The organism is Aliiruegeria haliotis (assembly GCF_003003255.1).
Classification (GTDB): Bacteria; Pseudomonadota; Alphaproteobacteria; order Rhodobacterales; family Rhodobacteraceae; genus Tropicimonas; species Tropicimonas haliotis.
Genome location: NZ_PVTD01000001.1, coordinates 945579 through 959254, shown reverse-complemented (window position 1 = coordinate 959254; position 13676 = coordinate 945579). Strand labels below are relative to the sequence as shown.

The 13676-nt window shown below is 62.4% G+C and carries 14 protein-coding genes; 7 read left to right on the top strand and 7 right to left on the bottom strand.

All coding sequences use genetic code 11. The annotated features are described in order from the left end of the window. Positions 1-6: 6 nt before the first annotated feature. The 4 genes from phoU to CLV78_RS04345 all read left to right on the top strand — a co-directional run bounded on the left by phoU (position 7) and on the right by CLV78_RS04345 (position 2921). Positions 7-726: a phosphate signaling complex protein PhoU gene (gene phoU / locus CLV78_RS04360; RefSeq protein WP_106203506.1), complete on the top strand. Its 720-nt coding sequence runs from the start codon at positions 7-9 to the stop codon at positions 724-726. Continuing rightward, positions 726-1418 (top strand): phosphate regulon transcriptional regulator PhoB, encoded by a 693-nt coding sequence (phoB, locus tag CLV78_RS04355; protein ID WP_106203505.1) that lies wholly within the window; start codon positions 726-728, stop codon positions 1416-1418. Before phoU ends, phoB begins: the two co-directional genes overlap by 1 nt. 232 nt (positions 1419-1650) lie before the next feature. After that, positions 1651-2592 carry a DnaJ C-terminal domain-containing protein gene (locus CLV78_RS04350; RefSeq protein ID WP_106203504.1) on the top strand — a complete coding sequence of 314 codons (942 nt, stop codon included), beginning with the start codon at positions 1651-1653 and terminating at the stop codon, positions 2590-2592. Further along, the gene (locus CLV78_RS04345; RefSeq protein WP_106203503.1) at positions 2589-2921 is read left to right on the top strand and encodes a chaperone modulator CbpM; all 333 of its coding nucleotides are present in this window, start codon (positions 2589-2591) and stop codon (positions 2919-2921) included. Before CLV78_RS04350 ends, CLV78_RS04345 begins: the two co-directional genes overlap by 4 nt. 192 nt (positions 2922-3113) lie before the next feature. On the opposite strand, the gene CLV78_RS04340 is transcribed toward CLV78_RS04345, so the two are convergent. From CLV78_RS04340 to CLV78_RS04320, 5 genes are all read right to left on the bottom strand, one after another. Beyond that, positions 3114-3983: a dienelactone hydrolase family protein gene (locus CLV78_RS04340; protein ID WP_106203502.1), complete on the bottom strand. Its 870-nt coding sequence runs from the start codon at positions 3981-3983 to the stop codon at positions 3114-3116. Continuing rightward, on the bottom strand, positions 3968-5668 hold the full coding sequence (locus CLV78_RS04335; RefSeq protein WP_245924827.1) for an alpha/beta hydrolase: 1701 nt from the start codon (positions 5666-5668) through the stop codon (positions 3968-3970). Before CLV78_RS04335 ends, CLV78_RS04340 begins: the two co-directional genes overlap by 16 nt. A gap of 386 nt (positions 5669-6054) precedes the next feature. After that, on the bottom strand, positions 6055-7011 hold the full coding sequence (locus CLV78_RS04330) for a leishmanolysin-related zinc metalloendopeptidase (RefSeq protein ID WP_158263416.1): 957 nt from the start codon (positions 7009-7011) through the stop codon (positions 6055-6057). Between the two features lie 322 nt (positions 7012-7333). Further along, positions 7334-8065, bottom strand: coding sequence for a rhodoquinone biosynthesis methyltransferase RquA (rquA, locus tag CLV78_RS04325; RefSeq protein WP_211300934.1), 732 nt, complete (start codon positions 8063-8065; stop codon positions 7334-7336). A gap of 226 nt (positions 8066-8291) precedes the next feature. Further along, positions 8292-9467 carry an NAD(P)/FAD-dependent oxidoreductase gene (locus CLV78_RS04320; protein ID WP_106203499.1) on the bottom strand — a complete coding sequence of 392 codons (1176 nt, stop codon included), beginning with the start codon at positions 9465-9467 and terminating at the stop codon, positions 8292-8294. Between the two features lie 97 nt (positions 9468-9564). On the opposite strand from CLV78_RS04320, the gene aroQ reads away from it, so the two are divergent. After that, on the top strand, positions 9565-10008 hold the full coding sequence (gene aroQ / locus CLV78_RS04315; protein ID WP_106203498.1) for a type II 3-dehydroquinate dehydratase: 444 nt from the start codon (positions 9565-9567) through the stop codon (positions 10006-10008). Beyond that, the gene (locus tag CLV78_RS04310) at positions 10005-10757 is read left to right on the top strand and encodes a helix-turn-helix transcriptional regulator (RefSeq protein ID WP_245924826.1); all 753 of its coding nucleotides are present in this window, start codon (positions 10005-10007) and stop codon (positions 10755-10757) included. The genes aroQ and CLV78_RS04310 overlap by 4 nt, the downstream gene beginning before the upstream one ends. A gap of 559 nt (positions 10758-11316) precedes the next feature. Here the strand turns inward: CLV78_RS04310 and tsf are convergent. After that, entirely contained in the window at positions 11317-12189 is an 873-nt protein-coding gene (tsf, locus tag CLV78_RS04305; RefSeq protein ID WP_106203497.1) for a translation elongation factor Ts, read from the bottom strand. Between the two features lie 105 nt (positions 12190-12294). Continuing rightward, positions 12295-13107 carry a 30S ribosomal protein S2 gene (rpsB, locus tag CLV78_RS04300; protein ID WP_106203496.1) on the bottom strand — a complete coding sequence of 271 codons (813 nt, stop codon included), beginning with the start codon at positions 13105-13107 and terminating at the stop codon, positions 12295-12297. Between the two features lie 229 nt (positions 13108-13336). Here rpsB and CLV78_RS04295 point away from each other — a divergent pair, with 229 nt between their 5' ends. After that, a complete protein-coding gene (locus tag CLV78_RS04295) occupies positions 13337-13675 on the top strand; it encodes a cupin domain-containing protein (RefSeq protein WP_106203495.1) in 339 nt (112 codons plus the stop codon). Position 13676 lies beyond the last annotated feature (1 nt).

Here is a 13676-nt window from a genome sequence, read left to right as displayed (position 1 = left end):
CAGGCAATGCACCACGAAGAACAGCATATTTCCAAGGCGTTCGACCGCGATCTTGAAGCGATCCAGGCCCAGATCATGAAGATGGGCGGGCTGGTGGAGGCGGCAATCGTCGATGCCGCCGAAAGCCTGGCCATGCGCGACGAGGACCTGGCGAAGAAGGTGGTGGACGGTGACAAGGTCATCGACGAGCTGGATTTCACCGTCAACGAGGAGGCCGCCCGAACACTGGCGATCCGGCAGCCTTCGGCCTTCGACCTGCGGACGGTCCTGTCGGTGATCAAGATTTCCAACAACCTCGAACGGATTGGCGATTATTCAAAGAACATGGCCAAGCGGACGGGCGTATTGGTCCAGATGTCCCCGATCGAAGAGACCGGGCCCGCGATTCGCCGTATGGCCCGGGCGGTGGAAGTGATGCTCAAGGACGCGCTGGATGCCTATGTGCAGCGCGACCCGGAACTGGCAGAGGATGTGCGTCAGCGTGATCTCGAAGTCGACCAGATGTACAACTCGCTGTTCCGCAATTTCCTGACCTACATGATGGAAGATCCCCGCAATATCACCGCCTGCATGCATCTGCACTTCATCGCGAAGAACATCGAGCGGATGGGCGACCACGTGACGGCCATCGCGGAGCAGGTCATCTACCTGTCCACCGGGCACATCCCGGAAGATCCGCGTCCCAAGGGTGACCGCACCGCGTTCGAGACCACCGGAGGTCACTGATGGCATCCACTGACCAACCAAGCGTTCTGGTCGTCGAGGACGAACCGGCACAACGCGAGGTTCTGGCCTACAACCTTGAAGCCGAAGGGTTTCAGGTTCAACGGGCGGAAGACGGTGAGGAGGCGCTGCTGCTCGTGGAGGAGGGCGCCCCCGATGTGATCGTTCTCGACTGGATGCTGCCCAGCGTCTCCGGTATCGAAGTGTGCCGGCGGCTGAAGATGCGTCCGGACACGCGCAATGTGCCGATCATCATGCTCAGTGCACGATCAGAGGAAGTGGACCGTGTCAGGGGGCTTGAGACCGGGGCCGACGACTATGTGGTGAAACCCTATTCCGTGGTCGAGCTGATGGCCCGAATCCGTGCCCAGCTGCGCCGGACACGACCTTCAAGCGTCGGCGGGCGGTTGGAGTTCGACGACATCATCCTTGATGCGGAGACACACAAGGTGTTCCGCGATGACAAGCTCCTGAAACTCGGCCCGACGGAGTTCCGCTTGCTCACGACCTTCATGGAGAAACCTGGCCGGGTGTGGAGTCGCGAGCAGTTGCTCGACCGGGTCTGGGGCCGCGATATCTACGTCGATACGCGGACTGTCGACGTCCACATTGGACGGCTGCGGAAGGCCCTATGCCAGCACGGTGGGCCGGATCCGGTGAGGACCGTGCGCGGCGCGGGCTACGCACTCGGCTAGCCGCCGGGAGCGACGCCGTCACGGGGGAGCAGGGGTCGCCTTGCCCCTGTCGGCGCGAGTGGATGCTCTGCACGGGATATTCCCTGACGCCTCCGGCCTGTAGCCGCAATCCCACTGGCGACCAGATCCTGGTGCGCCCAGCGAAGCCCGGGCACGATTCCCGCCCGATACACTGGCCGTCCGGCCTGCATGCGTCTAATGTCGGTTGGAAACGATCCATTCGGAGCACTCCATGAGCGGCGATCCCTATGAAGCGCTTGGCCTGGCGCGAACGGCAACGGCGGCGGAGATCAAGAAGGCCTACCGCCGAATTGCAAAGGAATGCCACCCGGACCTCAATCCGGGAGACGACACGGCGGAGGAACGGTTCAAGGCCGCGTCCGCCGCCTACGATCTGCTCAAGGACCCCGACACCCGCGCGCGGTTCGACAAGGGCGAGATCGACGCCAGCGGGGCAGAGCGGCCGGAGCGGCATTTCTACCGGGAATACACCGAACAGCCCGACCACAGCTATTACTCCTCCCAGGGGTTCGAGGATTTCGGCGACGCCAACGACATCTTTGCAGAGATCCTGCGGCAACGCGCCGGGCGCGGCGGGCGTGCGGGGTTCGAAGGCGGGCAGGGGCCGGGTGGTTTCACGGAACGGGGCCGGGATCTGCGGTTCACGATGGAGGTCGACTTTCTGGATGCCGTGCGCGGAAGCAAGCAACGGATTGCATTGCCTACCGGCGAGCCGCTCGAAGTGACGATCCCGGAGGGGACAAGCGACGGGCAAACCATCCGGCTGCGGGGGAAGGGCGCCGAGGGCCGGGCCGGCGGAGCCCGAGGCGATGCCCTTGTCACGTTGCATGTTCGCCCTCACAAGGTGTTTCGCCGCGAGAACGACGATATCCACGTGACCCTGCCGATCACGGTTGACGAAGCTGTGCTGGGTGGGCGTGTCTCAGCACCGACGATCGACGGGCCGGTTGGGTTGAACGTGCCGGCGGGATCGAGTGGCGGGCGGGTTCTGCGGTTGCGCGGCCGTGGCGCCAAGGGGAAAGCTGGCAAGGGAGACGCCTTCGTGGAGTTGCGCATCGTCCTGCCAGAGACCCTGGACGATGGTTTGAGGGACTTCATGCAGGAGTGGCGGCAAACGCACCAATACGATCCGCGCAAGGGGATGGGCGAATGAAACTGCTCTACACCGAGGAAGAGATCCTGAGTTCGGTTGGCCGGGTGTCCCGTCAGCAATTGTCCGTCTGGGTCGATGCGGACTTGCTCCGTCCGGTTCTGCACGAAGACGGCCCGCGCTTCAGTCGGATGGATCACGCGCGCCTGGAGCTGATCTGCGATCTGTGTGAAACCTTCGATCTGGAAGAGGATGCGCTGTCGGTCGTGCTCTCACTGCTGGATCAATTGCACGGCGTGCGGGCCGAGTTCCGCGCGCTGGCGCAGGCCGTTGCGGCGGAGCCGGAAGAGGTGCGGGAGCGCATAGCTGCGGCGCTGAAACAAGGCGACTGACGGGCGGCAGTTGAATGCAACTCGCCGCGACAGGATCGCGGTCGTCCTTCGGGAAAACCGGGCCTGCGCGCGATGTTTCTGCACGGAAGTGCGGCGACTGATGCCACTCGAAACGACGATCACAGCGGTTGCTTGCCATCACTGTCGCAGGCGGTCGTGTCGTCAGGCATCGAAAGCAGCCCGCTTCGCCGCCTAGTCGTCGCTACCCAACCCTCGCATGAACGCACGCGCGAAACCCTCGGCCTTGTTGCGCTGTGCGGCATCGAATGTCAGGCTCGACAGCGGGGACTTCTCCCGCTGATCAAAGCCGTGTTCGGCACCTGCAAGGACCTCGGTTTCGATTGCTGCCCCGCTGGTCCGAAAGACCTCCGCCATGGCGAGGCAATCGTCCACATCGGCGATCCTGTCGTTTTCGGCCAGCACCATCAGCACCGGCAGATCCGACGGCCAGTCCACATTGTCCGCCCCGTTCAGAATCCCGCAATAGGGGTAAAGCAACAGCAGCCCCCTGACCGGGGCAAGCAGCGTGTCGGGGGGCGCGGGCCAGGCGGTCAGCCCGGGTGGAACGGTGCCCGAGGTGGCATGGGCCACGAATTCTGTCGCCGTCCATCCCCCGTGAGACGCGCCAAGGACCACCACATCATCGGACACGTCGTCCATCGCTCCGAGCACCTGCAAGGCCACGGCGAGATCTCCGGCACGTTCAGCCCCGGGCAAGGCTTGGCCGGCGCAGACGAGGCGCCAACTCTCATGCTGATCGAGGCCGCGCGGCGTGTGGCTGTCGACGATCATTGCCAGACGGCCCGATTTCGCGAATTGCTCTGCCCAGTAGCCCATGTTGTCGTGGACCCCGTCGCAGCCGGACAAAAGGATCGCTGCCGGGAAGGGCCCCGAACCTTCCGGGCGCAGGATCCGCCAATGGGCGGAGAGCCGTTCCTCCCGTCGCTCGGGCGTGTCGTCGATCGTTGCGACACCGGCAGCGTGGCGGAGCGTGTTCAGCCCGAAAAGCAGCGCGATCACGACCAATCCACCGGCGATCCACCAGATCATTCTCTGCGACATCCCTGACCCCATTCCTGAGCGCACCACGCCTTCAGCCGGGTGCTGTCGTCGTCCGTCCATCCCTCCGGGTCGGTGACGGCCACCCAGGGATCGATATAATCCTCTGCGATGTAGTTGTGGCCATATCCGCCGGGCACGCCCAGGGCCAAAGCCATGTCGAGGGCCAGTTGAAGCTGTGTCACGACGGGAATGAAACGGATCGCGGGAGAGACATCCGGCGCCCTCGGTTCCTTCATCCATTCGGGCGCCCGCCAGACGGATGTGGGTTCGTAGAAAACGATCGCATCGGAGGCGTGTTGCAGATAGACGACGCGCAGACGTCCCCAGGGCCCAGACGTGCGTTCAAGCCCGCCGTATTGCGATGCAAACCGCACGAGGCGCCCGCTGCCGACCTCTGGCAGGACATAGGGCGAGCCCGGGTTGCGTGCGACCACGGCCTGATTCCACAGCCGGGAGGGGAAGGGCGGCCCGGTCCAGAGCGCGCCATCAATCGGGTCGTTCAGGATACTGAAAACGTTGAACGAATACATCGACGACCAGGCGCCGAGGCTGATGCCGTGCATGTAGAACCTTGGTCGGGCATCCGGGGGCAGGGTGGTCCAGTGTCGGTAGATCGCCTGCATCGTGGCGGTCGCCTGCTCCAGCCCGGACTGCGTTTCGAAGATCAGCGCCAGTGGGGACTGAAGATAGGAGTACTGGACCGCAACGGTGGCGACATCCCCGTCGTGCATGAACTCCATTGGCTCGTGCCCACCGGGGTCGAGCCAGCCGGTTCCGGTCGGGCTGGCCACGATCAGGACTTTGCGGTCGAATGCGCCGAGCCGAATGAGTTCCTGCAAGGCCAGTTCCGCACGGACTTGCGGCGATTCACTCTGCGCGCGGCCGACGTATACCCGGATCGGGTTCATCGCCGCGCGGCCAGTGAATGCTGAAATCGCCGCCGCGTCCGGGCCGTCGACAACGAAGTTCCGGCCCGGTTGCCCCATTGCCCCCCAATCGACATGCGATCCCGGGCTGCCCGGAAACCGCGTGTCCTGCGGGGCAGGCGGCGCATCGGCAAAGAGGTTCTGCGCCGTCGCATAGGATTTATCGGCAAGATCGAACCCCGATCGGATGACCGCATCGCGGGTGATCACGAAGCCGATCAGGATGGCGAGCGCCAGCCCGAGAACATTGGCGGTCCGCATCGGCATGATCCTGTAAAGTGCGCGCCGAATGCGGTCGAACAGAAATTGCGCGGCCCAACCCAGCGCCACCGACACGAGGAACGTGGCCGTGGCGACCCCGATGATCCCGTAGGTGCTGAATGCCTCAAGGGGCTCCATCTCGAACCGGAGCCTGATCGAGTTTTGCCATTCCGCGGCGTGCAACAAGGTCCAGACCAGGAGTCCGATCACTGGAATGGCCAGGAAGAGAGAGAGTTTGCGGACGGCGGGCATCGAGAGGGTCGGCAGTTCAAGCGCGCGCCAGACCGTGTTCAGGAACTGGCCGATGGCATAGCCGATAGCGGTCACGAGTCCCGCCAGCACCCCTTGAAGCAGCCATGGTCGAGGGATGAGCGATGGGGTCAGGGATGCCGCGAAGAACAGCAGGCCGAGCAGGAGAGGCAGGATCGCCAGCCCAAGGACCCTTGCACGTCGCGGGTCGGCTTCGTCCATCTTTCGGGGGCTTCCGGGGGCACTCATCTTCTGATCCGCCGCCTTTCTTGTTGGATCGATCGCCGGGCCCGATCCCCGAGCCCCGAGCAAACCGGTTTGTGCCAGAGGGTGGGTCCGGGAAAAGGACACTGCCTATGTCCTGTACCGTGGCCGCCAACCGCGGACAATGGGCTCGTTGCTGGTTCCCGAACGCTCAGCCCCGACATCTGGTGGATCGGATCGGCGGTCTGTCGATCTGGCTGGGATGCCCAGTTCTTTCGGAGCTACTGGTGCGTTCGAGGCCGTCGGACCACACATGTCCTGACACCGTGGAGGAACCGATAATCAAGATTATGTAAATAAATGGTTGATCGCCCGGGCTATGTCCACATCGACCGAGATTACATTTCCGACGAACGCAATCGCGGCTGATTTCAAGTTGCCCGCCTTGCCTTCTTTCGCGAACGCACGCCGCCGAGAGCCGCGAAGCCGGTCAGGACGAATGCCGCGGACAATGGCGCTGGAACAGCGGTCACATATCCCAGGTCATCAAAACTCGCCAACGTCGTGGCCGAGAGATATGTCGGCCCCTCCAGAAAGCCCGTCATCAACTCCGGGTTTGCCGAGTTTCCAAACAGGCTCAGGTGGTTCCCAAACAGGTTCTCGTCCCAATGCGCATAGGCCGTGCCAGGTCCGCCAGATTCTTCGACCGGAATGAACGTGGCGGTTGGATCGAATTCCCGTTGGTATTGCGCCAATGCGAAGGAACCGGTGTAGGAATTGTCAAACCCCGATCCATCGGTCGCCCCGACAAAATCCCAGAAGAAGTCACTGAATCCGAGCACATGCGCCATCTCGTGTCGAATGACGTCGCCCAGAGTGCCATTTGCTTCCAAGGCCGCGAGGTCGGCCGTGTCAAAGTTCATGATGCCCGCGACAGATACCATCTGGTTGCGGGTGATCGGCCCACCAGCGGTGGCGGAGACGAATGTCGTGGAACCGGCGGACCCCAGGATCCCACCCACACCATCGTTGGGCGCTAGGGTCGCGGTGATGTCCAATGTGGGGAAATTGGCGGCGATGAAGGACGCCACGAGCGGATCCTCGTAGCCAAGAATACGCTTTTCCCAGAAGGTCTCTGCCGCGTCGAATGCGGCCTGCTGCGAGGGGCTTGCGCCGGTCAGAGCGATGTTGATGTCGAACGTCCCGTAGGCTGCGCGAAGGCTGGACGGCGAAGGTGTCACACCCGGCGCGACCAGGGACGAGAGTTCCGGCGCAACACCCGAAGGCGTCACAGCCGCGCCGACGGCTATCGTGGCCGAGCTGGCTGGAAAGGCAAAACCTGCTGCCAAGAGAGTTGCCGAGATACATCCGGCGACATTTGCTTGCATGAAATTCGTTCCCATTTTCAGGCACTTGTCTGTCACGAAGACGAGCCTGTTCCAATGTCGTCAAGACAATTCCCCAAACGCTACCCGGAAGGGGTAGGTCCTGACAATACGTAGTATCGCCAAATCCTGGAATAATGCTGCGTCTGCGGAGAAACGCGCCAGTTGCAACAGTTTGAAGCCGCTCCGGTGCGGCCGGATGCCCAGTCGTTTTGCAGCTTGGCAACCTGAACACTGTCATCCCCTTTGGAGGGATGCGGATCAGCGACCGTGTACGCTGCCGACGTCATCAACAGCGCCCAAAGCTCCTAGCCGGTGCCCGGGATCAGGCGCGACGGGTCCCCACGACCTTCTGGTAGAGCCCGCCAAAGAAAGTCTCCTTGCGCCAGGTGAACTGGTCGGAATCGTCTACGTATTCCGTCAGTTCATGGCTCCAGAGCGCTTTAGCAAACGGTTCCAGCCATTTGAAAACAAGCCAGATTATTGGCCTCATTGGGTGCAGGAACGCGGGTTCGTGATAATCCACGAACATCAGCTTTCCGCCCGGCTTCACACGCGAAGCGAGGTTGTTGGCGATGTCGCGTTTGTAGTCCTCTGGCACCTCGTGCATCAGGAAGTAGCAGCAAACCGTATCATAGAGCCCCTCGCCCGTCGTTCGCGCATCCGCGATGGCCGTGCGTGTCTGCGGCAGAGTGCCGATTTTCCGGTTCACATGTTCGATCTGCACGTTCTGAATGTCGGTGACATGGTATTCGCCCTCGGGGCCGATCTTCTCCGCCAGATGGGATACCAGCTTGCCGTAGACGGCGGCAGGTTGCAGGACACGCGAGCCAGGGTCCAGTTCGTCGCGCGCGGCGCGCATCAGCTTGTTCTGCTGTCCCCAGAGGATGGTTGCGACCACGATTTCACGGTCCAGGAACTCTACATTGGGCGGCGCGACGTATGCCCAGGTGTAGACATCGACGAGGTAGTCGGGCAGCGCGGGCGCGGATGTCCCGACCGGGGCGGCAGCGACCTGGCTGGTCGGGTTCATACCGATGTTGACGCTGGCATTCATCGCAAGACCTTTCCTGTTGCGCCCGAACGACCTGCTTGTCCAGGAGGGAAACGGCTCGGCCTTGGCGCTCTCGACGTGATGCAGGCGTTCGGGCCGCCTGCCCCGGCGGAGATGAACCGTCCGGTTGCCGCTGTCTTAGCCCAGCCGGCGTTACCTCGAACATGTGACAAACCCGCGGAATCCCGCTCAAAAACGCAAGTCCGGAATGCCCGGAACGCAGGGCTGCTCAGACGATCTCACGTTCCCGCAGTGGGCGACATTCGAGCAACCTTGAAAAGCCGAGGTCCGACAGGTCGAGGCTTTTGTAGGCGCCGAACAGGATCAACTCGGCCAACCCGCGTCCCATCGCGGGCGCCTGTTGCAACCCGTGCCCGGAGAACCCGTTGACTAGGTAGAGGTTGCGGCGCTCGGGATGGCGGCCCACGATGGCGTTCTGATCGAAGGTGTTGAAGGCGTAGTGACCGACCCAGCAGCGAAGCACCTTGGCTGCTTCGAACCCCGGAATGCGGGTCCAGAGCCGGGGCCAGATCTCGGCTTCGAAATCCTCGTGAAGCGGTGTGAAATCGTCGGGTGCCACGGCAGCATCGTCATCGGGGACGATCGCGGTGATCCAGTGATCGCCTTCCGGGCGGGCGTAGTACCCCTGGTAGTCGACGATGAGCGGCGCGTCCGGATGGCGGGCGCCCGGCGCGTCGACCACGAAAACTGTTCGTTTTCTGTGTTCTACAGGCAGATTGTGACGCAATGTACGAAGCAGGTGTGGCGCTCGTGGACCTGCGGCGTTCACCACGGCGCCGCAGGTCAGTTCGGTTCCGTCGCCAAGAGTGACGCTGGTGATCCGATCCCCCTGCCCCGACAGCCCGACGACCTCCCCGGTGATCATGGTCGTGCCTTGAACACGGGCCAGGGCGCGCAGCCCCGACAGCAGACCCATGTTGTCGAACCAGCCCTCCTGATTGCCCCCGAAGGAGGCCAGCGACACGTCGGCGGTGTTCATCCACGGAAACAGCCGACCGAGGTCTTCGGTGTGCAGCAGTTCGGTGCCTGCGCCTTCCCGGCGCTGCATGGCGCAATTCTCCCTCAGAACCTCCGCGCCGTCGTCGCTCCCCGCCAGGAACAGGTACCCATTGCCCCGGAATCCGAGGTCGATGGACCCTACGCATTCCGTCAACTCGGCAAAGCCCCGGATGAACTCCAGCCCGAACCGGGAAATCCGAACATTGACCGGCACGGAGAATTGCTGGCGGATCGAGGCGACCGAAAGCGCCGTGGAGGAATGCGTGTGGCTGGGATCGCGTTCCACGACCGCGATGCTCAGCGAGGGATCGAACCTGCCAAGCCAATAGGCGGTCGACATCCCCATGACACCGCCACCGACGATCACCACGTCAAAGGTCTTCATCGCGCCTCCTGTTCGCTCCGACACCGGGTCGGGCACATCTTCTCGACAGACCGGGTGCGCGCAACTAGTATCATCGTTCAACACGGAATTGACTGAAATGAAATCGATACTCGTCCTGAATGGCCCAAATCTTAACCTTCTGGGGACACGGCAGCCGGAGGTTTATGGCTCCACGACCCTCGCGGAGGTCGAGGCCATGTGCCGCGACACCGCAGAAACGCTTGGCATCTCATTGGCCCTCGAACAATCGAACCACGAAGGTGCATTGGTGGATTTCATTCATGATGCCAAGGGGGTACATGGCGGTATTGTCCTGAATGCGGGCGCCTATACCCATACCTCCATTGCTCTGATGGATGCGATCGCCTCGGTGGAACTGCCGACGGTGGAGCTGCATCTGAGCAATGTCCACGCCCGCGAACCCTTCCGCCATGTGTCCTACATTTCCAAGGTCGCGCTTGGCGTGATCTGCGGATTCGGACCCGCCGGCTATCCGATGGCGATCCGCGCGCTGGCCGAACGACTGGAGGGCCCTGCGTGATCCTGGAGTACGTCGAACGCGTGACCTCCATGACGGAGATGCAGGACGTCTGGGAATACCACAAGAGCGTGATGGAATCTTGTGGGTTCAACCGGGTGCTGTACGGCTTCACGCGATTTCGATCCGGGAAATCCCTTGGCGATCCGCAGGACATGCTGATCCTGACCAACCACGACCGCTCCTTCATTCGCCCTTTCCTGGACGACGGGCTGTATCTGAACGCTCCGATGACGATCTGGGCGCTGAACAACGTTGGGGCAAGTTCCTGGCGCATCGCGGAGCAAGCGTCTTTGACGGGCGAGATGACGGAGCCTGCGCGTCGGATCTGGGAGTTCAACAAGTCCCGTGGGATCGGCGCTGGCTACACGATCAGTTTCCAGACGAATTCCGTTCGGGCCAAGGGCGCGCTCAGCTTGACAAATATCCCCGCCCTGAGCTTCGACGAGGCTGACGAGATTTGGGCCCGCCACGGACGGGCGCTGGAAGCGATGTGCAATGTGCTGCACCTGAGGTTGATTTCGATGCCGAACGCCGGGGCACGACGTCCGCTCACGCCGCGACAGCGCGAGGTGCTGGAATGGGTCGGCGACGGCAAGACAACAGCCGACATTGCCTCGATCATGGGGCTCACCCCGGCGACGGTGGAGAAACATCTTCGTCTTGCCCGGGAGGCGCTGGACGTCGGCACCACGGCGCAGGCCGTTCTCAAGGCGTCGTTCCAGAATCAGATTTTTGCCTTGGAACCCTGAGGGGAACCGGTGCGGGCAAGCGATCCCAAGCCTTTGACGTATGCGCTGAAGTGTACCTGGAGGGATAGTTTTTGCTGCGGTGCGGAATTATCCAAGAAACGGAAACAACAGGCAAAAATTCGGCTGGATCTGGAAAGGTCAGGGATTCCCTACTTACTTTACGGCAGGTAAATTTGGCATTGTGGCGCTGTTCCGTGAGTGGTGGCATTAGCCAAGGAACTGTGGATCGGCAGACGCCCGCGATTTCGGGAAGAGCCTTTCTGCTCCGGGAAACCGGATTGTTGGCCCGGGGGTTTATTTGAGATCCTCGGGTCAATGTCCTCCACACCCAATGGCCTACATCCCCAATCGGGTCCGGGATCAAGGTGGAAAGAAACGGCGCAGCGTGCCCGTGCTGCGCCGTTTTCTTTTGGACGAGGGCGGCGCACGCGGCACGCGCAACCCAGGTCCCGGGTTCGAGCGCGCGGATGGACGACCGCACCAGCACGCGACCGCCAAACACACATGAAAAAGGGCGCGCCTGGCAGGCACGCCCCTTGTCGTTTCGGTGAGGTTGGGCTCAGCCTTGCATCGCGGCGACTTCGGCCGCGAAATCCTCTTCCTTTTTCTCAATGCCTTCGCCGACTTCCATGCGGACAAAGCCGACGATCTCGGCACCGGCTTCCTTGGCGGCCTCGCCGACGGTCACGTCGGGGTTCACCACGAAGGCCTGACCGAGCAGGGTCACCTCGGACATGAACTTCTTCATGCGGCCGATGATCATCTTCTCGATCACCTGCTCCGGCTTGCCGGATTCACGCGCGATGTCCATCTGGACCTGCTTCTCGTGCTCGACGACGGCCGGGTCCAGATCGGCTTCGGACAGCGAGGCCGGGTTGGAGGCGGCGACGTGCATCGCAACCTGCTTGCCGAAAGCTTCATCGCCACCTTTGAGCGCGACGAGAACGCCGATCTTGCCAAGGCCCGCTGCGGCGGCATTGTGGACGTAGGCAGCAACCACGTCGCCTTCGACAGAGGCCATCCGGCGCAGCGACATGTTCTCACCGATCGTGGCGATCTTGTCGGTGATCGTGTCGGCAACGGTCTTGCCGCCGATGTCAGCGGCCTTCAGCGCGTCGAGATCCGCCGCCGAGCCGGCAGCCGTTGCGATCGCGGAGACCATTTCCTGGAATTCGGCGTTCTTGGCAACGAAGTCAGTCTCGGAGTTCACCTCGACCGCGACGCCACGGCCACCGTTCACGCTGATGCCGACAAGGCCCTCTGCGGCGGTACGGCCGGATTTCTTGGCAGCCTTCGCAAGGCCCTTTGTCCGCAGCCAGTCGACAGCGGCGTCCATGTCGCCGTCGTTCTCGACCAGGGCTTTCTTGGCGTCCATCATGCCTGCGCCGGTTGCGTCGCGCAGTTCCTTCACCAGTTTCGCGGTGATAGCCATCTTCGGCTCTCCTCGATTTGGGGGTCGTGTTGCGGCAGGCCGCTGCCCGCCGTCCGTATCAGATCCGTGACACCGCCGGAAAGGACGGTGTCACGGATGAAGAAATCAGGCTTCAGCCGGGGTTTCTTCGGCGGCCGGTGCAGCTTCGGCGGCCGGTTCGGCAGCGCCTTCGAGAGCTTCTTCGGCCAAGCCTTCTTCCATCTCGCCGAGGTCGATGCCGGCGGCGTCCATCTGGGCGGACATGCCGTCGAGGGCCGCGCGGGAAACCAGGTCGCAGTACAGCGCGATGGCGCGGGCGGCGTCATCGTTGCCCGGGATCACGTAGTCCACACCGTCCGGAGAGGCGTTGGTGTCCACGATCGCAACGACCGGGATGCCGAGCTTCTTGGCTTCGGCGATGGCCAGGTCTTCCTTGTTCACGTCGATCACGAACAGCAGGTCGGGAACGCCGCCCATCTCGCGGATACCACCGAGGGATGCGGTCAGCTTCTCCTGGTCACGCTCCATGTGGAGGCGCTCTTTCTTGGTGAGGCCTTCGGCACCCATCGCCATCTGCTCATCGATGGACTTCAGGCGCTGGATCGACTGGGAAACGGTCTTCCAGTTGGTCAGCGTGCCGCCGAGCCAACGGTGGTTCATGTAGTACTGCGCGCAGCGCTCTGCGGCATCGGCAATCGGCTTTTGAGCCTGGCGCTTGGTGCCGACAAACAAGATCCGGCCACCCTTGGCGACGGTCTCGCGCACGGCCACGAGGGCCTGCTCGAGCATCGGCATGGTCTGGGTCAGGTCCATGATGTGGATGCCGTTGCGGTCGCCATAAATGTACTCGCCCATGCGGGGATTCCACCGCTGGGTCTGGTGACCGAAGTGAACGCCAGCTTCAAGCAGCTGACGCAGAGAGAAATCAGGAAGCGCCATGTCTTTTCCTTTCCGGTTTCGCGTCCTCGATGGGGTCATACAGGGATCGCTCCCAACCGGCGGACCGTACGGGGATGTCTCCCCCGAAGGCCCAGGCCCCATCTGTGAAGTGGGGTGCCGATACTGCATCATTTGTGTGCATGCAACCCCCCTGCCCCGATTCTCCCGTCCTTCTCTCCCTTCGAAGGCAAAAAACGGCTATAGCCGGTGGCGAACCAGGAGGATTCCCATGCAACTTCCCGATTTCATCATGGCTCTGCCGGAGCTGAACGTGCCGTTTCCGAAGTCCAAGGTCGAGACCCGCGCCATTCGGTCGGAGAAGGCGTTGATGGTCTATTTCATCATCCACGAGGATTTCGATCTGCCGCCGCATGCGCACAAGGCGCAATGGGGGACGGTCCTGCAAGGTGAGATTGCGCTCACGATCAGCGGCGAGACGCGGACCTATCGGCCTGGCGACAGCTATTCCATTCCCTCCGGCGCGGAGCATTCCGCGAAAGTGAAGGCCGGCACGATCGTCATCGATGTCTTCGAGGAGCCTGATCGGTACGGGCTTGCGACGGACTGAG